The organism is Tsukamurella sp. USMM236 (assembly GCF_037148755.1).
Taxonomy (GTDB): Bacteria; Actinomycetota; Actinomycetes; order Mycobacteriales; family Mycobacteriaceae; genus Tsukamurella.
This window is the reverse complement of sequence record NZ_JBBCSS010000003.1, coordinates 118,343-139,454: the sequence shown is the minus strand read 5'-3', so window position 1 is coordinate 139,454 and position 21,112 is coordinate 118,343. Positions and strand designations below refer to the sequence as shown.

General features: G+C 71.9%; 17 protein-coding genes. 11 read left to right on the top strand and 6 right to left on the bottom strand.

Annotated features, from left to right (window positions below):
- Positions 1–2 precede the first annotated feature (2 nt).
- The 4 genes from WFK95_RS11700 to WFK95_RS11685 all read right to left on the bottom strand — a co-directional run bounded on the left by WFK95_RS11700 (position 3) and on the right by WFK95_RS11685 (position 6,080).
- Positions 3–1,706 carry a PHA/PHB synthase family protein gene (locus WFK95_RS11700; RefSeq protein ID WP_336670816.1) on the bottom strand — a complete coding sequence of 568 codons (1,704 nt, stop codon included), beginning with the start codon at positions 1,704–1,706 and terminating at the stop codon, positions 3–5.
- Between the two features lie 31 nt (positions 1,707–1,737).
- Positions 1,738–3,240 carry a long-chain-fatty-acid--CoA ligase gene (locus tag WFK95_RS11695; RefSeq protein ID WP_336670815.1) on the bottom strand — a complete coding sequence of 501 codons (1,503 nt, stop codon included), beginning with the start codon at positions 3,238–3,240 and terminating at the stop codon, positions 1,738–1,740.
- Between the two features lie 167 nt (positions 3,241–3,407).
- The gene (locus WFK95_RS11690; protein ID WP_336670814.1) at positions 3,408–4,829 is read right to left on the bottom strand and encodes an amidase; all 1,422 of its coding nucleotides are present in this window, start codon (positions 4,827–4,829) and stop codon (positions 3,408–3,410) included.
- 45 nt (positions 4,830–4,874) lie between these two features.
- On the bottom strand, positions 4,875–6,080 hold the full coding sequence (locus WFK95_RS11685; RefSeq protein ID WP_336670813.1) for a PucR family transcriptional regulator: 1,206 nt from the start codon (positions 6,078–6,080) through the stop codon (positions 4,875–4,877).
- 64 nt (positions 6,081–6,144) lie between these two features.
- Between WFK95_RS11685 and WFK95_RS11680 the strand changes: the two genes are divergently transcribed.
- The 10 genes from WFK95_RS11680 to WFK95_RS11635 all read left to right on the top strand — a co-directional run bounded on the left by WFK95_RS11680 (position 6,145) and on the right by WFK95_RS11635 (position 17,781).
- Positions 6,145–6,990, top strand: coding sequence for a LysR family transcriptional regulator (locus WFK95_RS11680; RefSeq protein WP_336670812.1), 846 nt, complete (start codon positions 6,145–6,147; stop codon positions 6,988–6,990).
- A complete protein-coding gene (locus tag WFK95_RS11675; RefSeq protein ID WP_336670811.1) occupies positions 6,972–7,889 on the top strand; it encodes a serine hydrolase in 918 nt (305 codons plus the stop codon). Before WFK95_RS11680 ends, WFK95_RS11675 begins: the two co-directional genes overlap by 19 nt.
- Before the next feature lie 71 nt (positions 7,890–7,960).
- The gene (locus WFK95_RS11670; RefSeq protein ID WP_336670810.1) at positions 7,961–9,736 is read left to right on the top strand and encodes a penicillin-binding transpeptidase domain-containing protein; all 1,776 of its coding nucleotides are present in this window, start codon (positions 7,961–7,963) and stop codon (positions 9,734–9,736) included.
- 49 nt (positions 9,737–9,785) lie between these two features.
- Positions 9,786–12,056: a M28 family peptidase gene (locus WFK95_RS11665; RefSeq protein WP_336670809.1), complete on the top strand. Its 2,271-nt coding sequence runs from the start codon at positions 9,786–9,788 to the stop codon at positions 12,054–12,056.
- A 35-nt stretch (positions 12,057–12,091) separates the two neighbouring features.
- On the top strand, positions 12,092–12,682 hold the full coding sequence (locus WFK95_RS11660; protein ID WP_336670808.1) for a phosphoribosylanthranilate isomerase: 591 nt from the start codon (positions 12,092–12,094) through the stop codon (positions 12,680–12,682).
- A gap of 51 nt (positions 12,683–12,733) precedes the next feature.
- Positions 12,734–13,378, top strand: coding sequence for a hypothetical protein (locus WFK95_RS11655; protein WP_336670807.1), 645 nt, complete (start codon positions 12,734–12,736; stop codon positions 13,376–13,378).
- A gap of 89 nt (positions 13,379–13,467) precedes the next feature.
- Entirely contained in the window at positions 13,468–14,937 is a 1,470-nt protein-coding gene (locus WFK95_RS11650; RefSeq protein WP_224648203.1) for a PepSY-associated TM helix domain-containing protein, read from the top strand.
- A gap of 63 nt (positions 14,938–15,000) precedes the next feature.
- Entirely contained in the window at positions 15,001–15,504 is a 504-nt protein-coding gene (locus tag WFK95_RS11645; protein WP_224648201.1) for a ferritin, read from the top strand.
- 107 nt (positions 15,505–15,611) lie between these two features.
- A complete protein-coding gene (locus WFK95_RS11640; RefSeq protein WP_336670806.1) occupies positions 15,612–16,280 on the top strand; it encodes a TetR/AcrR family transcriptional regulator in 669 nt (222 codons plus the stop codon).
- Complete coding sequence (locus WFK95_RS11635; protein ID WP_336670805.1) at positions 16,273–17,781, top strand: ArnT family glycosyltransferase; 1,509 nt, start codon at positions 16,273–16,275, stop codon at positions 17,779–17,781. The genes WFK95_RS11640 and WFK95_RS11635 overlap by 8 nt, the downstream gene beginning before the upstream one ends.
- Positions 17,782–17,817: 36 nt before the next feature.
- Here the strand turns inward: WFK95_RS11635 and WFK95_RS11630 are convergent, their stop codons facing one another.
- Positions 17,818–19,044, bottom strand: a complete 1,227-nt coding sequence (locus WFK95_RS11630) for a Glu/Leu/Phe/Val dehydrogenase dimerization domain-containing protein (RefSeq protein WP_336670803.1) — start codon at positions 19,042–19,044, stop codon at positions 17,818–17,820.
- Positions 19,045–19,186: 142 nt separating this feature from the next.
- On the bottom strand, positions 19,187–19,696 hold the full coding sequence (locus tag WFK95_RS11625; RefSeq protein ID WP_224648194.1) for an Lrp/AsnC family transcriptional regulator: 510 nt from the start codon (positions 19,694–19,696) through the stop codon (positions 19,187–19,189).
- 155 nt (positions 19,697–19,851) lie between these two features.
- On the opposite strand from WFK95_RS11625, the gene hppD reads away from it, so the two are divergent.
- Positions 19,852–21,096, top strand: coding sequence for a 4-hydroxyphenylpyruvate dioxygenase (hppD, locus tag WFK95_RS11620; protein ID WP_336670802.1), 1,245 nt, complete (start codon positions 19,852–19,854; stop codon positions 21,094–21,096).
- The last annotated feature ends 16 nt before the right edge of the window (positions 21,097–21,112 follow it).

The following is a 21,112-nucleotide window of genomic DNA, read 5'->3' as shown; positions in this document are numbered from 1 at the left end:
CCTCACTTCTCGTGCACGAAGGTGCCGGGTGCGGGCGCCAGCGGCTCGTAGCCGGGGGCGCCGAGCTGGGTGGGCGCGTCGATCTCAGCGCCGTTGCGCTCGTTCAGCCAGGCCAGGTGGTGCGGCCACCACGAGCCGGCCTGCTTCTCGGCCGCCTCGAACCACTCCTCGGGGGTCTGGTCCTGCAGCACCGGGCCGGTGCGGAACGACGACTTCGGGTTGCCGGGCGGGTTGACCAGCGCGGCGATGTGGCCGGCGGTCGACAGCACGTAGGTGTTGTTCTTGCTGCCCAGCAGGGCGGCGCTGCGCTCGGTGGCCTGCCACGGGCAGATGTGGTCCGAGATGCCGCCCAGCACATAGGCGTCGCACTCGACCTTCGACAGATCGACGGGGGTCCCCATCATCATCTGCTCGCCGGGCGTCACCAGGGTGTTGTGCAGGCCCATGGTGACCATGTCCTTGTGCAGGTTCGCCGACATCCGGGTGGTGTCGGCGTTCCAGAAGAGCACGTCGAAAGGCGAGGGCGACTTGCCCTGGATGTAGTTGTTCACCCAGTAGCGCCACACCAGGTCCGTGGGGCGGAGCCAGGCGAACATCTCGGCCATCGCGGCACCGTCGAGGTAGCCCTTGCTCGCGGAGGAGCGGATGGCCGCATCGGCGCCGCGTTCGCTGGCCAGGGCCGAGCCGAGGCCGGCGTGGCTCTGATCGAGGACGGTGACGCCGAGGGTGAGCCCGGCGATCCGATCGCCGTGGCCCGTCGCGAACAGGTGGGAGATCATCATCGACGTGAGGATGCCGCCGGAGCAGGTGGCGAAGATGTTCGCATTGTCGGCGCCGGTGATCACCTCGAGCGCGTCGAGCGCCTTGACGATGGATTCGCCGTACTCGTCGAATCCCCAATCACGGTGCCGCGCCGACGGATTGCGCCAGGAGATCGCGAAGACCTGCTGGCCGCCCTTGACGTAGTACTCGATCAGGCTGCGACCGGGCGCGATGTCCATGATGTAGAACTTGTTGATCACCGGCGGCACCAGCAGGATCGGCACCTCGCGCACCTGCTTGGTCTGCGGGGCGTAGTGGATCAGCTCGAACATCCGGGTGCGCAGGACGACGGTGCCCTTCGTCGTCGCCAGCGTCTCGCCCACCGTGTACGCGTCGGGGTCGATCATCGACGGGATGCGGGGCGTGCTCGCCATGTCGCGGGCGAAGTTCTTCGCGCCGCGCAGCGCCGAGAGTCCGCCGGTGTCGATGAGCGCCTTCCAGCCCAGGGGGTTGAGCAGCGGGCTGTTGGTCGGCGAGAGGCCCTCGATCGCGTTGTCGAGGACGAACCGCATCTTCTCGGCGTCCTTCCAGTCGAGCTCGGCGTCCTCGTAGAGCTGGTCGGCGGTGTCGGACGCCGCGAGGTAGGCCTGCTCGACGCGACGCAGCAGCGGGTTCTCCTTCCACGCCGGGTCCGAGAAGCGGAAGTCGCCCTTCTTCGGGGCGCGCTGGCTCTTGCCCGCGGCGATGAGCCCGAGCTCCTTGACCAGACCCGCGCCGCGCTCGGCGACGGTGACGGGCTTACCGGCCAGGGACTGCGCCATGCGCGCCCAGGCGGCGTTGGGCATCATGCGGGAGGCGAAGGACTTCGTCGAGTTGACGAGCAGCATGTCGAGCGGGGCGCCGAACTCGTCCTCAGGTGTGCGATCGGTGTCAGTGGTGGTCATGGCAGTGCCTCGACTCTCTGGAGGTTCGGATTCAGGCGGAGTACTCGGACGGGATGCTGATGTCGCGCTTCTGGACCTTGCCGGTGGCGCCCTTGGGCAGCTCCGTCAGCACCCAGACGTGGCGCGGGTACTTGTAGGAGGCGACGCGCTCCTTGACGAAGTCGCGGACGGCCTCGGCGGTGAGGGTGCTGCCGGCCTTGAGCGCGACGGCGGCGCCCACCTCCTCGCCGAGCGAGGAGTGGGGAATGCCGACGACCGCGGCCTCCGCGATCTCGGGGTGGCTGTAGAGCACCTCTTCGAGCTCGCGCGGGTAGACGTTGAGGCCGCCGCGGATGATCATCTCCTTCTTGCGGTCGACGATCGAGAAGTAGCCCTCCTCGTCGACGATGCCGATGTCGCCGGTGGAGAACCAGCCGTCGGCGTCGATCGAGGCGGCGGTGGCCTCGGGGAGGTTCCAGTAGCCCTTCATGATGTTGTGACCGCGCACCTGCACCTCGCCGCGCTCGCCCTGCGGGACCTCGTTGCCGGCGTCGTCGACGACGCGCATGAAGACGCCCTCGATCGGGGTGCCGATGGTGCCGGGCTTGCGGGGCTTGTCCGGGTGGTTGAAGCAGGCCACGGGCGAGGTCTCGGAGAGGCCGTAGCCCTCCATGATGATCGCGTTGAAGGCCTTCTCGAAGTCGGCGATCACCTGCAGCGGCAGCGCCGCGCCGCCGGAGCCGCAGGCCCGCAGCGAGGAGACGTCGTCGCCCGGCTGCAGCGCGGCGACCAGCGCGGCGTACATGGTGGGCACGCCCAGGAAGACGGTCACGCGATCGCGCCCGATGACCTCGATGGCCTTGCGCGGATCGAAGCGCGGGATCAGCGTGAGCGTCGAGGCGAAGCGCACCGCGGCGTTGAGGCCGCAGGTGAGGCCGAAGACGTGGAACAGGGGCAGGCAGCCCATCACCACATCGTCGGTGGTCAGGTGCAGCAGCGTGCGGCCCGAGATCTCGCAGTTCATGCCGAGCCCCTGATGGGTCAGCTCGGCGCCCTTGGGCTTACCGGTGGTGCCGGAGGTGTGCAGGATGACCGCCGTGTCCGACGGATCGCGGGGCTCGACCGCCGCGGTCGGCTCGTACTTCGCGAGGAGAGTGGCGAGGGCCGCGTCGTCGCCGAAGTGGCACGCCGCGCCGGCGGCCTTCGCGCCGGCCTCCGCGTCGTCCGCGAAGACCGGGGTGGCGAACAGCGCCTTCGCGGAGGTGTTCGCGAGGTAGTACTCGACCTCGGCGGCCTTGAGCAGAGGGTTCATCGGGACCGCGACGGCGCCGCGCCGCATGATGCCGTAGAAGACGATGGCGAACGCCGGGGTGTTCGGGAGCATGATCCCGACGCGGTCGCCGGGCTCGATCCCCTGATCGGCGAGGTAGGTGGCGAACCGGGCGGACGCGTCGTCGAACTGCGCGTAGGTGAACTGGAGATCGTCGCACTTCAGGGCGACGGTGTCGGCGTGCGAAGCAGCGGCGGCGGTGAGGTTCTCGGCGAGGTTCGTCATCGGAGGTCCTTCGTGGGCGGGTGTCGGATTCGTCCTTTACAGAGTGACCCGGAACACCCTGTCGCGTCGATGGTGACGCAAACACCGTTCCGCCCGCTGGGGTGTCACGAAACACAATCACCACAGCTTGGTATTGCAGTCTTGCGACTACGTGCCTTTGTCAGCCTTTATTCCTGAACGGGCCCGGAGGCGGTGAGCGACGGCCGGCGCCGGTGGAAGTCGGTGACGCCCTGGTAGGCGTGCCCCGCCTGCAGGACCAGCTGCTCGGCGAACTCCCCGCCGACGAACTGGAAGCCGAGCGGGGTGCCCCGATCGGTGAAGCCGCCGGGGAGGGTCAACGACGGCAGCCCGGCGATGTCCAGGGGCGCGGTGGGAACGAGGAGACCGGCGAGGAGGTCCTCGTCACTGCCCAGGTTCGCCATCTGCGCGAGGGTCGGCGAGGCGATGCCCGTGCCGGGGAGCAGCAGCAGATCGACGGTGGCGAACAGCCTGCGGCAGCGACCGATGAAGTCGCGCCGCCACTCCAGCATCCCCTGGTACTCGACGCCGCCGATGCCCTGCCCGAGGGTGATCAGGTCCCGGAGGTCGGGCCCGTACTCGGACTCCCGCCCGGGGAAGGTCGCGCGGTGCTCGTACGCGGTCTCCACGGCGCACAGCGGCGCCCAGTGCTGCGCCGCCGCGGGGAAGTCCGGGGTCTCGACCTCGACCACGAGGAAACCGAGGTCGCGCACCGTCTCGACGACCCCCTCGAGCATGGCGCGCGTGGGCGCGTCGAAGGTCTCGTTGAGCCGGGGGTCGATGCCGAATCGCGGGGCGCGGCGCAGGGTGATGTCGCGCAGGTAATCGGGGACGGGGAGCAGCGAGGTCGTGGGGTCGTTGACGTCCTGGCCGGCGATGACGCCGAGGATGGCGGCGCAGTCCCGCGCGCTGCGCGCCATCGGACCGACGTGATCCATGCTCGCGGCCAGCGCCGTGCTGCCGTAGCGGCTCACCCGCCCCCAGGTGGGCTTGAGGCCGGTCGTGCCGTTCGCGCTCGACGGCAGCCGGATCGATCCGCCGGTGTCGGTCCCCAGCGCGCCGAAGCACAGCCCGGCGACGGGCGCCACGCCCGAGCCGCTGGACGAGGCGCCGGACCAGGTGTCCGCGTCCCAGGGGTTCACCGGCGTCGGCAGGTCGGGGTGGTGACTCGTGTAGGCGCCCTCGGTCATCGTGAGCTTGCCCAGGATCACGGCGCCCGCCGCACGCAGCCGCGCGACGACGGTGGCGTCGTGGTCGGAGCGGTGTCCCGCGTTTACCGTGCTGCCCGACGCGGTCGGGGCGTCGGTGGTGTAGAACAGGTCCTTCACCGCGACGGGGACGCCGTGCAGCGGCCCGCGCCACCGGCCGCGCACGAGTTCGGCGTCCGCCCGCGCGGCGGTCTCGAGCGCCGCCTCCCGACCCACGTGCGCGTAGCTGTGCAGGGCCGGATCGAGGGCGTCGATCCGGGCCAGGAGCGCCTCGGTCACCGCGGTGGAGGTGGCGCGTCCCGAGCGGAGCAGCTCCGCCACGTCGGTCAGGTCGAGGTGGGCGAGATCGTCCGTGTCGGGCATGGAGGCTCCTCCGGTCGCTGTGGCGCACGTCACCGTGCCGCGACCTCAGGCTGTCACATCGCGCGAAGCGCCCGCCTGGAAACGGACACGGGCGTCGACCTCGAACGCGAGGCACAGCTCCGCGACCTCACGGGGCGAGCCCACCGAGCGGCCCGTCAGCTGTTCCACCCGCCGCAGGCGATGCCGGACGGTGTTGGGGTGCACGAACAGTGCAGCCGCGGCGTCCTTGACGTTGCCGTCGTGCGCGACCCACGCGCGGAACGTGGCGAACAGCGGCTCGCGGTCGTCGTCGGGCAGGTCGTAGAGGCCGCGGAGCACGCCCCGCGCCAGGTCGACGGTGGTCTCGGGCGCCGCGATCGCGGCCGTGCCGAGCACGGAACCGTCGAACACCGAGACGCCGATGCCCGGCCCGACCAGCTCGCGGCGTGCGAACGTCAGTCCCTGCGGGGTGTCGCGCAGGTCTCCGAAGGGCGCGCTCACGCCGACACGGGCGACGGCCACGCGGCGCAGCAGGTCGATCACCGCGGTGCGCACCGCGGGCGTCGGGGCGTGGATGATCCCGATCTGCTGGTCCGGCAACAGTCTCCACGCCGAGTAGGCGTCGATCGCGCGCAGCCGATCGGCGATGCCCGGCAGCGGCGCCCGCCCCACCTCGACGGTGGCCGCCGCCACCGCGAGATACGGGCCCGTCGTGGGGATGCGGAGGATCGTCGCGATCTCCCACAGACTCTGATCGCTCGGGATACGCCCCTGCAGAAGGTATTCCGCGAGGGCCGCGCGCTCGGCGGCGTCGTCCAGCGCCTGCTCGGTGGTCCGGTCCCGGTGCGCCCCGGCCATGGCGTCGACGAACTGGTCCTGCGCCTCCCACATGTGCTGCGTCGCGGAGAGCAGGGCCTGCCGGCTCAGCCCGGGCCGCGCCTCCGCGATCGCATGCACTTCCTGCCAGACGCGGTGCACCCCGATCCGGTAGGCGTGCATGACGGCTGCCAGCGGCACCCCGATCTCGGCGCGGGTCCGGCCGGTCGCCGCGGCCGGGGCGGTGTCGAAGGTGGTGTCGGTGAGCGCCCGGACCATGTAGGTCAGGTTGTCCCGCACCGCCTCGGTGACCATCTCCTCCGAGACGGCGCCCGCGTCGGCGTAGAAGGGGATCTGGCGCCGGATCGACGCGACGACGGAGACGGTGATCTCGCCCATCCGCGCGGTCAGGGCGTCCCGGATCTGCGCGATCTCGGCGTCGACGGCATCACTCACGCCTGTCGATTGTGCTGCTTCCCGTCGCGGCGCGGGCGCGATTGGGCTGGCTAGACTCCGGCGCATGGATCTCATCCGGCACCTGCGCTTCTTCGTAGCGGTCGCCGAGGAGCAGCACTTCGGCCGCGCCGCCGACCGGCTCGGGATCACGCAGCCCCCGGTCTCGGCGGGCCTGCGCCGGCTCGAGGAGGCGCTGGGCGTCACCCTCATCGACCGGAGCCGACGGGGCGCCGACCTCACCCCGGCCGGGCGCGAGCTGCTTCCGCGGGCCCGGGTCATGGTCCGCGACGCCGACCGGTTCGTGGCCGAGGCGGCGCGCCTCGGCGCCGGGGCCGGGGAACGCCGGGTCGCCCTCTGCGATGCGCTCGGCGGTGCGGTGGCCGCCGCCTGCGCCGCCGCGCTGGCCCCCGGGGTCGACGGTGCGCCGCTGACCCTCTCGGCCGGCGCGTCGCCCCAGCTCGCGCGGGCCGTCGCCGAGGACCTGCTGGACGTCGCGGTGGTCGAGCACCCCGTGCTGGGGGACGGCGCACCGTCGGGGCCCGTGATCGCTCTGCCGCGGGACTTCCTGGTGCCCGAGGGATTCCGGTCGCCGCGCCTGCGCGACCTGTCCGCCCTGGCGGTGGCGCTGCCGCCGCGCGCGGCGAATCCGCCCGCGGCGGACCTGCTGCTGGACCGGCTCACGGCGCGGGGCATCACGTCGACGGTGCTCATCACCGAGACCGAGGCCGCCGCGCACGCCGCCGTGGCCGCGGGGCTCGCGTTCACGCCCGTCGCCGCCGGGGACGACGTCCCGGCCGGTACCGCACGGCGCCCGGCGGTGGATTTCCCGTTGCGGGTCAAGGTCCTCGGCCGCCGCGACCACCCGGACGCGGTGCGGCTGGAGTCGGTGCTGTGGCGGCTCGCGCGGTGACCCCGGCCGAGCGGATCGACGCCGTCTTCGCCGACGCGGGATGCAACGGCTGGCTGCACGCGCGCGTCGTGGGGTCGCCGTTCGGCCCCGCGGCCGTGCTGTCGCTCGGCGGCGAGCAGCCGGTGGTCCCCGCGTCGGTCTACAAGGTGGTGCTCCTGGTCGCGGCGGCGCGCGCCGTCGACGCCGGGCGGCTCGATCCCCGCGGGCGGGTCGTCGTCGACCCCGCGGCCGCGACGCCCGGGCCGACGGGGATCGCGACGCTGTCGGATCCGGTCGAGCTGACCGTGCGCGACCTGCTGCGCTCGATGGTCGCGGTCTCCGACAACGCGGCGGCGGGCGTGCTGATGGAGCTGGTGGGGCTGGACGCGGTGCAGCGGACCGCCGACGACCTGGGACTGCACGGCACGCGGATCGTGGGCGGCGACGCCGAGATCCAGGCCGCGATGATGGCCGAGACCGACACGCACACCGTCGCCGAGGCCTTCGCGGCGCTCGCGGACGACGACCTCGCGCGCCCCGTGCGCGCCTACGACCCCACCTTCGGCAGCGCGACCACCGCCGCGGACATGACCGCGCTGCTCGCCGCGATCTGGTCGGACACCGCGGCGTCCGCGGAGCAGTGCGCCTTCGCCCGCTCGGCGCTCGCGGGGCAGGTCTTCCGGCACCGCGTCGCCTCGGGCTTCGGCTCGGCACCGTCGATCGCGGGCAAGACGGGGACCCTCGGCGCGCTCCGCAACGAGGTGGCGGTGGTCGCGTATCCCGGCGAGCACCCCGTCGCGGTGGCGGTGTTCACGCACGCGGCGCGCAACGATCCGAGCCTGCCGCGCGTGGACGCGGCCATCGGCACGGTTGCGGCGATCGCCGTCGACGCGCTTCGCATGCCGCTCGACCTGCACTGATAGCGAATGACTATCGTCGGCGCCGGTTTCGCTCTTTGGCGGGTATCGCCGCACGCGGGTTGACTGGGCGCATGCGCTCCACCCTGCACCGGCCCGCCCGCCCCGCCCGCGGCGGCGCGGCGATCCTCGCGATCGCCGCCCTCGCGGCCTCGCTCGTCGCCTGTTCCGAGGACGACGTGGTGACCAAGTTCGCGACCGCCCTGTCGGGTCGGGACGCCTCGCAGGCCGCGGGCCTCACCTCCGATCCCGAGTCCGCCACGACCGCGCTGCAGGCCACGTTCGACGGCATGGGTGATGCGAAGCCGACCGTCACCGCCGGCAAGGACGGGGAGGAGCGGACGCTCACCTGGTCGTGGGCGCTCCCCCGCAAGCACGGCGTGCGGTTCACCACCAAGGTCGCCGCCGGGGGCGGCAAGGTCACCTGGAAGCCGACGGTCGTGCATCCCGACGCGACGTCCGAGGGCGCGCGGCTGCTCTACGCCGACGAGAAGCCGTACAGCACACCGGTCGTGGACCGGAAGAACGCGCCGTTCCTGACCTGGCAGACGGTCACCGTCGTGAACCTGGACCCGGCGAAGGCGACCTCCGCGGCGGACGCCCTCGCCACGCGGCTCGCCGCCGCCGACCCGACGGTGACCGCCGCCGGCCTGCGGAAGACGGTGGAGGGCAAGGACTCCCCCACCGCCGTGATCTCGCTGCGCGCCGCCGACGCGAAGAAGGTCGGCAGGCTCACCGGGATCGACGGGGTGACGGTCCGCGAGGAGGGCCGCCTGCTGACCGCCGCGCCGGTGCTGCGGTCGCCCGTCGTCGCGGGCCTGGAGGAGAAGTGGCGCAGCGCCGTCGACGCCGCGGCGGGCTCCTCGGTCACCGTCGTCGACGGGGAGGGCAAGCCCCTGCGCCTCGTCGACTCCTTCCCCGCCGCGCCGGTGCAACCGGTACGCACCACGCTCGACGCCGGACTGCAGCGCGCCGCGAACGCCGCCGTCGCGGGCGAGAAGCGCGCGACGATGCTCGTCGCGATCCGTCCGTCCACGGGCGGCATCCTCGCGGTCGCGCAGAACGCGGCCGCCGACAAGCAGGGCCCCGTCGCCCTGACCGGCCTCTACGCGCCCGGCTCGACCTTCAAGACCATCACCACGGCCGCAGCGCTGGACGCGAAGATCACCACCCCCGACGCGCAGCTGGCCTGCCCGGGGCGCGCCACCTTCGGCGACCGCACGATCCCCAACGAGAACGAGTTCGCGCTCGGCACCGTGCCGTTGTACACCGCCTTCGCGAAGTCCTGCAACACCACGATGGCGGGCCTGGGCACGAAGCTCGGCGACACCGCCCTCACCGACACGGCGAAACGATTCGGGCTCGGCGTGGACTTCACGATCCCCGGGATCACGACGGTGACCGGCTCGGTCCCCGCCGCCCGCACCCCCGCCGAGCGCGTCGAGGAGTCGATCGGGCAGGGCCGGGTCACCGCGTCGCCCTTCGGCCTGGCCGTCGTCGAGGCCTCGCTCGCGGCCCGCACCATGGTCCGGCCCTCGCTGTTCGACGGTGAGCCCGCCCCCGCGAACACGCAGCCCCAGCCGATCGACCCGGGCGTCGCGGACGCGCTCCGCACCGCGATGCGCGAGACCGTGACCTCGGGCACCGCGACGGCGCTGCGCGACATCGAGGGGCTGGGCGGCAAGACCGGCACCGCCGAGTTCGGCGACAACACCCACGCGCACGGCTGGTTCGCCGGGATCGTCGGCGACCTCGCCTTCGCGACCCTCGTGGTCTCCGGCGAGAGCTCGGGCCCCGCCGTCGCCGTGAGCGGCGCCTTCCTCCGCGGCGCGGGCGGCGACCTTCCCTGACCCGGAACAGCGATTGCCTTTTGTCCGTTTCCTAGGGCAGCATCGCCGGGTGACGAATCGATTCAAAGGCCCGGCGAGCGCACTCGCACTCCTCGTGCTCGCCCTGCTCGCCTGGGGAGCGATCGCAGCGGTCGCCCCGCCGGCACCGGCGCCCGCCACCGCGCCGGCGGACACCTTCAGCGCCGAGCGCGCGCGGGTCCACCAGGAGCGGGTCAGCGAGAAGCCCCACCCCACGGGGTCGCCCGCCGCCGCTGACGTCCGTCGGTACATCGTCGATCAACTCGCGTCCGCGGGGATCGACACCCGGATCCAGGACGCGGTCGGCTCGACCACGGCGTTGGGCGGCGCGTCCTCCGCACGAGTGCAGAACGTGATCGCGACTCTCCCGGGCTCCGACTCGTCGGGAACGCTCTTCCTGGTCGCGCACTACGATTCGGCGACGATCTCGCACGGCGCGGGCGACGACGGAGCCGGCGTGGCCACCCTCCTCGAGACCGCGCGCGCCGTCCGCGCGGGGGCCGCGCTGCGCAACGACGTGGTGCTGCTGTTCACCGACGCCGAGGAGGCGTGCCTCTGCGGAGCAGAGGCGTTCGTCACCCAGGACGGCCTGGCCGCGAAGGGCGGCGTCGTGCTGAACTTCGAATCACGGGGATCGTCGGGGCCGTCGATCATGTTCGAGACCAACCGGGGCAACTCCGACCTCATGTCGCTGTACGGAGCAGCGGTCCCGAGTCCTGTGGCCACCAGTTTCGCGGTGGAGGTCTACCGCAAATTGCCGAACGACACGGACTTCTCGCCCTTCCGCGATGCGGGCGGGTTCACCGGGCTCAACTCGGCGTACATCGACGGCTCCGCCACCTACCACCAGCCGCAGGACGACGCCGCGCACCAGTCACCGGCGTCGCTCCAGCACATGGGCGCCAACGCGCTCGCCATGACGCGGGCCTTCGGCGCCGCGGACATCGCGACCCTCAAGGAACCGACGGGCGCGGACGCCACCTACTTCCCGGTTCTGGGCCGGTTGGTCCGGTACCCCGGTGGATTCGTCTGGCCGATCGCGCTGCTCGCCCTCCTCGCCGTCGGCGCCGCCGCCGTGGTCCTCCGCCGCGAGCGCACGACCACGCCGCGCCTGGTCGGCTGCATCGCGTGGGGCCTCGTGCCCTTCGTCGGAGCCGCCGCGGTCGCCCTGGCGATCTGGAAGGGGCTGGTCCTCGTGCAGCCGGAGTACGGACGGTTCGCCGACCCGTGGGCGCCGGGATGGTTCCGGGTCGCGGTCGTCGCGCTCGTGCTCACCGTGGTTCTGGCATGGATCACCCTGCTCCGCGGGCGATTCGGTGTCGAGGAACTGACCGTGGGAGCACTCTTCTGGCTCGCCGCCCTCGGTGCGGTCCTGGCCGCACTCGCGCCCGGCGGTTCCTATCTCGCCGCTCTGCCCGCCCTGGCGGGAGCGCTGGCGGTGATCGTCGACGTCCGCACGCGGTGGGGTCTCCCGGCTCATCTGGCCGCGGGCGCCGCGACCGTGGCGGTCCTGGCGCCGACGGTCGCGCTGTTCTTCCCCGCGATGGGCCTGCGCATGGCGGCTCCGTCGGCACTGCTCACCGCCGTCATCGCCGTGGTGCTGCTGCCGCTGGTGGACGGCCTGTTCCCGGCGGCGACGGACGGGCCGCGCGCGACGGTTCGCGCGATCCCGGCGCTGTCCGCCGCGCTGGTGGCGGTGGTCGCCGTGTGCGCGGGCGTCGCAGCGAACCACCCGACCGCGGCGCATCCGACACCGGTGAACATGCAGTACGCGCTCGACGCCGACGCGGGGAGGGCGTACTGGGTGCGATCGGGCGACGATCCGACGGGGTGGAGCGACGCTCTCGTCCGCACCCGCGCGGACCTGTCGGCGGAGTTCCCGATGCTCGACGAGGAGACGGTCGGTGACGCTCCCGTCCCCGCACTCACCCCCGCGGACGTCCAGGTGGTGTCCGAGCGGGTGGAGAACGGCGACCGGGTGCTGCAGGTGCGCATCCACTCCACCCGTGGAGCGCGGGTACTCCAGCTGACGCAGCAGGAAGGGGTCGTGCGGGCGGCTTCCGTTCGGGGGCGCGACGTCCCGGTCGGCGACCGCTTCTCGCTGCTGTTCCACGGCCTCCCCGAGGAAGGACTGGATCTGTCGCTCACCGTCAGGGGAACGACGAAGCTCCGCCTGCGCGTGGAGGACGCGAGCGACGGGATCGACGCAGTGCCGGGCTTCCTCCGCCGCCCGGACGGTGTCGATGCGCAGGGGGACCACACCGCGGAGATGGCGATCGTCTCGCGCACGGTGACGCTCTGAGCTCCGGGCGCGCCGCCCTCGCCTAGGATCGACGGGTGTTCGTCAAGGTGTGTGGACTACGGACGCCCGAGACCGTGGACGCCGCGGTCGAGGCGGGCGCCGACGCGGTCGGCTTCGTCTTCGCCCCCGGCAGCGTCCGGCTGATCGAGCCCGCGGACGCCGCGGCGCTCGTCGCACGGGTTCCGGACGGAGTCGAGACGGTCGGCGTGTTCCGCGGCCAGCCGATCGAGGAGGTGCTGCGCCTCGCCCGCGAGGCCGGCGTCGAGACGATCCAGCTGCACGGCGACGAACCCGGCGATCACTTCGCGCGCGCCGCCGGCGCCGGCTTCCGCACGATCCGCGCGATCTCCGCCTCCCGGTTCACCGAGTCCGGCCACGCGGGCGACGAGCGCCTGCTCATCGATGCGACGGTGCCCGGGTCCGGCGCGACCTTCGCCCCCGCGGACCTGCCGGTACCGCCCGCCGTCGACTGGCTGCTCGCCGGCGGCCTGCGCCCGGACAACGTCGCCGAGCTGATCGCCGCCTTCGGGCCGTCGGGCGTGGACGTCTCCAGCGGTGTCGAGTCGGCACCCGGGGTGAAGGATCCCGCGCTGATCCGCGCGTTCGTCGCCGCCGCCCGGTCCTGACCTGCGGTTCCCGCTCCGGCACCGTCCCCTACGGGGAGTAGTATTCCGCCTGTGTTCCGCCCCGCCCACCCCGAAGCCGCGCTCCGTGGCGCCGCGGTGGGCGCGGTCTCCTTCGCGGCGAGCCTGACGGCGCACGCGTTCGCCATGCGCGGTGCCGGTTCCGCGATGTCGGGCCATTCGATGCCCGGCCACGACATGAGCGCCATGCCGGGACACGACATGGCGACGATGACCGGGCACGCCATGGCCGGGCACGCGATGCACACGATGCCGGCGATGGACGCCCCCTCCGTTGCTACGGCACCGGCGATCCCGGCGACCTCGGTGCTGCTCCTCGCCGCCGTGTGCGCGCTCCTCGGCGTGCTCGCCGCACGGCCGCGCACCGCCGGGCCGCGGGCCGCCACCGCACTGCTGCTGCTCGGCCAGGGCGCCGGCCACCTCGCGCTCGGCCTGACGATGGGCCACCTCGCGCTGAGCCCGATCATGGCCGCGGCGCACCTCGTGGCGGCGGTCGTGGCCGGCGCCGTGATCGCCGGAGCCGAGCACGCGCTGCGCGTCGCACTGGCGACGCTCACCCCGCTGACCCCGACCTGGCGGGCACGGTCGCGCACCGTCGTCACCCCGGTCTGGACCTTCCGCGCCGTCCCGCTCCCCGTGCTCGCGCGGCACGGGGCGCTACGCGCGCCGCCCGCCTGACACCCCACGCCCCCTTCATCACCCGCCCGGATCGGCCTTCGCCGCCCGGGCTCCCCGCGCGTACGCGCACTACCTCGTGAGGTGTCCCCATGTCAGTGACCGATTCGGCGGCCGAGAACGCGCCGCCGACCGAACCCACTCCACCCGCCGCCCCGCCCGCCAGGGCACGGCCCGGGTGGCGCGCCGCGATTCTGCGGCTGCACTTCTACGCGGGCCTGCTCGTCGGCCCGTTCCTGCTCATCGCGGCGATCAGCGGCGGCCTGTACGCCGCCGCGCCCACCGTCGAGAAGTTCGTCTACGCCGACCAGCTCGAGGCGCGGACGGACGGCCCCGCCCGGCCGCTGGCCGAGCAGGTCGCCGCGGCGCAGGCCTCCCGTCCCGGCCTGCCGGTCGCGGCGGTGCGGACCGGCGACGGCCCCGGGCTCACCACCCGCGTGCTGTTCGACGATCCGGCGCTCACGGCCGACGGCCGCCAGCTCGCCGTCTACGTCGACCCCGCGTCGGCGCAGGTCCAGGGCGCGCTGCCCGTCTACGGCTCCGTCGAGGCGCTGCCGATCCGGTTCTGGATCGACCGGCTGCACGTCGACCTGCACCTCGGCGACGTGGGCCGCTTCTACAGCGAGCTCGCGGCGTCGTGGCTGTGGGTCGTCGCGCTCGGCGGCTTCTACCTGTGGTGGCGGCACCGTCGGGGGAACCCGCGGCGGATGCTGGCCTACGACCGAAAGGCCAAGGGCCGGGGCGGCCGGATGAGCCGGCACGCCTCCATCGGCACCTGGCTGCTCCTCGGGCTGCTGTTCTTCTCCGCGACGGGCTTGACCTGGTCGAAGTACGCGGGCGAGAACATCGGCCAGTTGCGGACGGAGCTGGGCTGGACCAAGCCCGCCCTGTCCACGTCGCTGACGCCGGGCGGAGCGGGGGGCGGGGGCGGCGCGCACGCCGATCACGAGATGCCCGCCGCCACCGCTCCGGTCGCGCCGGAGGTCGCGGAACAGACCAGGGCCCGCAACATCGCGGTCCTGGACCGGGCCGTCACGGAGGCCGCCGCCCGCGGGGTCGACGGTGCCGTCCAGGTCTCCATCCCGACCGATCCGACCGTCGCGATCACGGTGGCCCAGACCCGGCAGCCGTGGCGGATGGGGATCGACTCCGCCACCGTCGATCCGAACACGGGGCAGGTGATCACCGTGCTCGCCTTCGCGTCGTGGCCGCTGCTGGCGAAGGCGACGGAGCTGCTCATCAACACCCACATGGGCTGGCAGTTCGGTCTGCTCAACCAGATCGCATTGGTTGCGTTCGCAGCGCTTCTCGTCACCGTGATCGTGCGCGGCTACCTCATGTGGTGGCAGCGACGGCCGAAACGCGGCGGGCTCCCGAAGCCGCCGGCGCGGGGCGCGATCCGGAAGGTCGAACCGTCGCACGCGATTCCGGCGATTCTGGGCATCGCGTTTCTCGGGTGGTTCCTGCCGGTGTTCGGCGTTTCGCTGCTGGCGTTCGTGGTCCTCGATCTTGCGATAGGCGTGGCTAAGAGGGGTAGGGCTAACCTAAGAAACAGCCCCTGACCTGCAGAAAGGGTCGCCTTGCCTGCGTTGCGCGGTGGCTGGAACGGTTCTAGAGTTGCTCTCATGAAGCTCACGGATGCACTCGAAGAGAAGTTCAACGACCAGATCACCCTGGAGTTCGAGGCCTCGCTGGTGTACCGCCAGCTGGCCATCGAGATGGAGATCCGGGACCTCCCGGGCATCGCGGCATGGCTGCGCCACCAGGCCGACGAGGAGATCGTCCACGCCAACAAGTGGATCGATCACCTCTCGGACCGCGACAACCACCCGAAGATCGGCGCCTCGGCGGCCCCGAAGGTGGACGTGCAGACCGTCCTCGACGTCTTCAACGTCGCGCTCGAGCACGAGCGTCGCGTGTCGGACTCGATCCGCGACCTGTACCGGGCCGCGAACGAGGACATCGATTCCAAGAGCCTCATCCAGTGGTTCGTCAACGAGCAGGTCGAGGAGGAGGCCACGGTCAGCGAGATCGTCGGTCGCCTCAAGCTGATCGACGGTGACGGCCCCGGCCTCCTGCGCCTCGACGAGGAGCTGGGTTCGCGCCCGACGCGCACCACCGAGGCCTGATCAAGCCACCTATTGCAGCCCGGGAAACGGGGTCCTCCATCACGGAGGGCCCCGTTTTTCGTTCGCAACCCTTCCCTTCCTGTGGCCGGTCGTGCTAATTTCTGACCATGCGGCCAGAAAATGAATCGAGCGGCCAGAGGTCGTTCATCGAGGAGGCCCGCCGCCGGCAGATCATCGCGGCGGCGGTCGAGGTCCTCGCCGACGAGGGGTACGGCCGCGCCACCCTGGCCCGCATCGCACACCGGGCCGGCATCTCGAAGGGGGTGATCTCCTACCACTTCGACGGCAAGGACGACCTCATGCGGCAGGTGGTCATCCACCTGTTCGTGGCCGGCGCGGAGTTCATGGGCCCCAGACTCGCCGAACAGCACACGGCGACCGACATCCTGCGCACCTACATCGCGACCAACCTCGAATACATCGAGTCGGAGCGCCGGTTCCTCGGGGCCATGGTCGAGGTGGTCCTGAACCTGCGCAACCCGGACGGCACGCCCGTGTTCGGCCCGAGCGACGGCGAGAAGGAGATGCTCGCGCCGCTCGCCGAGATCCTGCTGGGCGGCCAGGATTCCGGCGAGTTCTCCTCCGACTTCGATCCGATGATCATGGCCCGCCTCATCCGCGACGCGATCGACGGTGCCGCGGGCCGCGCCGCCCGTGATCCGGACCTCGACCTCGACACCCACGCGGAGCAGATGGTCCGCGTCTTCCTCGCCGCGGTGCAGCCCTCGCCGCACGAGCCCTCTCCCCTCGCACCGTCGGAGGACACCGATGACTGAGACCACGTCCGCCCCCGCCGACCGCCTCGACACCGCGCCCGCACCCGTCGCGTGGGTCGCCCTCGTGCCTATCCTGCTGCTGAGCGGGATCGCCGCCGCGTTCGGAGCGAGCAAGTACCACCTGTTCGGCGACGAGCTGTACTTCATCGCCGCCGGCCACCACCTGTCGGTGAGCTACGCCGACCAGGGGCCGATCCTGCCCCTGCTGGCACTCCTCGGCGACGCGATGCCCGGCGACTCCCTGGTGCTGTTCCGGCTGCCGTCGGTCCTCATCACGCTCGCGGGGATCCTGGTGTCGGCGTTGATCGCCCGCGAGCTCGGCGGCGGGCGATTCGCGCAGGCACTGACGGCCGGCGCGTACGCCACGTCGACCTTCCTGCTGCTGCAGTCCTCGCTGCTGGCCACCAACGCGATCGACACCCCGCTGTGGGTGGCGATCACCTGGCTGCTGGTGCGCTGGGTGCGCACCCGGCAGGACTGGCTGCTGTTCGCGGCGGGCGTGGTGACCGCGATCGACATGCAGGTCAAGTGGCTGATCCCCGTGTTCTGGGTCTGCGCCATCGTGGCCGCCTCGATCTGGGGCCCACGGGATCTCGTGCGTCGGCCGGCGCTGTGGCTGGGCGGGGCCTTCACCGTGGTCACGATGATCCCCGCGCTGCTGTGGCAGGCAGACCGGGGCTGGCCGTACCTCCAGCTCACCGACCAGGTCGCCGAGGAGAGCCAGTACGCGGGCGGCCGCATCGGCTTCGTCCCGATCATGCTGCTCACCGCGGGCGTGCTCGGAGCGCTCCTCCTGCTCTACGGCCTGTACGCCCTGATGCGGTCGGAAGGCCTGCGGCCCTACCGCTTCCTGGCGCCCGCGTTCGTCCTGCTGGTGATCGTCTTCATCATCACCGCGGGCCGCCCGTACTACCCGGGCGGGATGCTGCCGGTGATCATCGCCGCCGGCGCCGTCGCGTTCGAGGCGCTGCCGAAGCCGAAACTGAAGGTGGCACTGACGGCGCCGCTGTCGCTCCTCGCGGTCGCGTCCATCGTCGTGAGCCTGCCCTTCACCCCCGAAACCGAGATCGCGGAACCGAAGTCGCTGATGGAGGCGGGCATGCAGATCTCCGTCTACGGTCAGTTCGGCTGGCCCGAGCTGACGCGGGCGGTCGAGGAGTCGATCGCGGGGCTCCCGGAAGACGAACGGCCGCAGGCGATCGTCGCCAGTTCCTACTGGCAGGCGTCGGCTCTGCAGTACTACGGGAACGGCCTGCCTCCCGTCTACAGCCCGAACCGCGGCTTCGGATACTTCGGTGCGCCCGCGGATTCGACGACGACGGTGCTCCGCGTCATCAGCTCCGAGGCCGAGCTGCAGGACGACATGTGCGACCGGGCGCGCACCCTCCGTCGGTTCGATCACCGGATCGGCATGCCGACCGCCTCGACCGGCGTGGACATCCGGCTCTGCCACCCGCGGGCGCCGTGGTCCACGCTGTGGCCGGAGCTGCGCCGCATGTGAGACGCCGGACCGGGCCCTGGGCCCGGTCCGGTCTCGTCAGACGAGCTGGTCCAGCGCGATCTCGAATGCTGTGGCCGCCACCAGCGTCGAGCCCGCGGAGCGCGCGCGGCAGCGCTCGATGGCGGTTCCGATCGTGCGCGAGACGTCGCCGAAGATCGCCTCGTCGGACACCTCGACCTCGCCCTCCATGAGCATCGCGAACGCGCGCGCCATGCCGCAGTTGGCGATGAAGTCGGGAATCACGGCGACCTGCCGGTCCGCGTGCTCGTACACCGGGCCGTAGAAGATCTCGGGGTCGGCGAAGGGGACATTGGCCCCCGAGGCGACCACCTCGAGACCGGCACCGATCATCGCGTCGACCTGGTCGCGCGTGACGAGGCGCGAGGCGGCGCAGGGCAGGAACACCTCGGCGCCGATGGACCAGATCCGTTCCGCGGCCTCGTCGAACGAGAGCAGTTCGTCCGCGACCAGCTGATTGCCCCGCTTCGCCAGGAACAGGTCGGTCACCTCGTCGGCGCTGATCCCCTCGCGCCGGACGAGGCCGCCGTCGCGGTCCAGGATCCCGACGACGAGCGCCCCTGCCTGCGCGGCGTAGAAGGCCGCGGCCGCGCCGACGTTGCCCCAGCCCTGCACGATCACCCGCTTGCCCGCGAGCGAGCCGCCGTACACCCGGTAGAAGTGCCGCACCGATTCCGCGACGCCCCAGCCCGTGATGAGGTCGGAGACGCTGTACCGGCGCCCGTGGTCCGGCGCGAACCGCGGGTCCTCGACGATCTTCGCGACGCCCAGCCGGAGCTGGCCGACCCGCTGCACGCGTTCGCGGCCGTCCGCGGCGAAGTGGCCGTTCACCACGCCCTCCTGCGGGTGCCACAGGCCGTGGCTCTCCGTGATCGGGACGACCTCGGACTTCTCGTCGACGTTGAGGTCACAGCCGGTGCCGTAGTAGGCCTTGAGCAGCGGCGAGACCGCCTTGAACCAGCGCCGCAGCACCTCGTTCTTCCGCGGGTCCGTGGGGTCGAAGTCGATGCCCGACTTGGCGCCGCCGATCGCCGGCCCGGCGACGGTGAACTTGACCTCCATCGTCTTGGCGAGCGATTCGACCTCGCGGCGGTCGAGGCCCCGGCGCATGCGGGTACCGCCGCCGGCCGCGCCGCCGCGCAAGGAGTTGATCACGGCCCAGCCGCGGGCGGAGGTCTCGGAATCGTGCCATTCGAAGACCACCTCGGGCGCCTTCGCTTCGAACCGGGTGAGCAGCTGCTTCATGTCGCTCCTGTGGACTGCGGGATGCCGATGTGAACGGCATCACTGTGGAACCCACAGCGCCCCGCGGGCAACGATCCGCCGGGCGATCACACAGAGTGCGCACCGAATGCGAAGCTCCGCGATGTGGAGCTGTGCAATCTGCTCAGCCGCGGTACCGCGGCGAGCGGGACACCGGCCGTGCGTCCAGCGTCCGCAGCAGCGGCATCGCCCGGAAGGGGACGATCTCGGACAGCACGACGATGCTGATCGACCGTGCGACCAGCGGGGAACGCCCGATCCGGAGCAGGGTCTCCTGCAGGCCCGCATGCGATTCGGCCGCCACCCGGCACAGCACGTCGCTCCCGCCGGTGGTCGCGAAGGCCTCGAGGACGTTCGGGATGGCGGCGAGCGCCTCGGCGACGGCGCTGAGCTCGCCCTGCGCCGTCTCGAGCTGGACGAAGCACTGCACGCCGAAGCCGGCGGCCGCGACGTCGAGGTGCGGCTGATAGCCCGCGATGACGCCCGCGCCCTCCAGCTTCTTCAGCCGCGCCTGGACCGTCGCGCGGGCGACCCCGACGCGGCGCGAGGTCTCGAGCACCCCGATCTGCGGGTCGCGGTGCAGCGAGTCGAGGAGCGCGAAGTCGACGTCGTCCAGTTTCACGGGTTCCAGCATGGCACGGTCTTCCTAGTCGATCTGCCTACCTCCTCCGCCGCGGAGGCGGCAATTCGGGGCAGTTTGGGCAGCCGGAGCTGTCGCTGTTGTCACCGGCTCCGCGCGGGCCGATGGTAGTGATGCACGTTACATCCGGCCCGGAAGGTGAGACGACCATGACGACGAAGACCGCGCCCGAGCAGACCTCCCTCGAGCAGACCCTGACCGACGAGGAGAAGCTCGCCGGCCTCGGCGCCGAGCAGTTGCACCAGCTCGTCGGGCTCGTCTCCTACGACGCCACGCGGGACGCCTTCCCGGTCAACGGCTGGGACGCGATCGTCTTCGTCGTGGGCAACGCGACCCAGACCGCGCACTACTACCAGTCCGTCTGGGGCATGGAGCTGGTCGCGTACCGCGGCCCGGAGCAGGGCGCCCGCGACCACAAGTCGTTCGTGCTTCGGTCGGGGTCGATCCGGTTCGTCGTCCAGGGCGCCGTCAGCCCGGACAGCCCCCTCGTCGGGCATCACGCCCGGCACGGCGACGGCGTCGTCGACATCGCGCTCGAGGTGCCCGATGTGGACCGGTGCATCGCGCACGCCCGGGCCTCCGGCGCGACCGTGCTCGCGGAGCCCCACGACGTGACCGACGAGCACGGCACCGTGCGTATCGGCGCCATCGCGACGTACGGCGAGACCCGGCACACCCTGGTGCAACGCGTCGTCGACGGTGCCCGGTACGACGGGCCCTACCTCCCGGGCTACGTCCCCGCCACCAGCACCTTCCGAAAGCGCGACGGTGCGCCCAAGCGCATCTTCCAGGCCCTCGACCACATCGTCGGCAACGTCGAGCTCGGCCGGATGGACGAGTGGGTCGGCTTCTACAACCGCGTCATGGGCTTCACCAACATGGCGGAGTTCATCGGCGACGACATCGCCACCGACTACTCCGCCCTCATGTCCAAGGTCGTCGCGAACGGCAACCACCGCGTGAAGTTCCCGCTCAACGAGCCGGCGATCGCCGCGAAGCGCTCGCAGATCGACGAGTACCTCGAGTACTACGGCGGCCCCGGCGCGCAGCACCTCGCCGTCGCGACGAACGACATCCTCGCCGCCGTGGACGCGCTGCGCGCCGAGGGCGTGGAGTTCCTGAACACCCCCGACGCCTACTACGACGATCCGGAGCTGCGGGCGCGGATCGGTCAGGTCCGCGTCCCCGTCGAGGAGCTGCGCTCGCGGGGCATCCTGGTCGACCGCGACGAGGACGGCTACCTGCTGCAGATCTTCACCAAGCCGCTGGGCGACCGGCCCACCGTGTTCTTCGAGATCATCGAGCGCCACGGCTCGCTCGGCTTCGGCAAGGGGAACTTCAAGGCCCTGTTCGAGGCCATCGAGCGCGAGCAGGACCGGCGCGGCAACCTCTGACGAGACCGGATCCAGG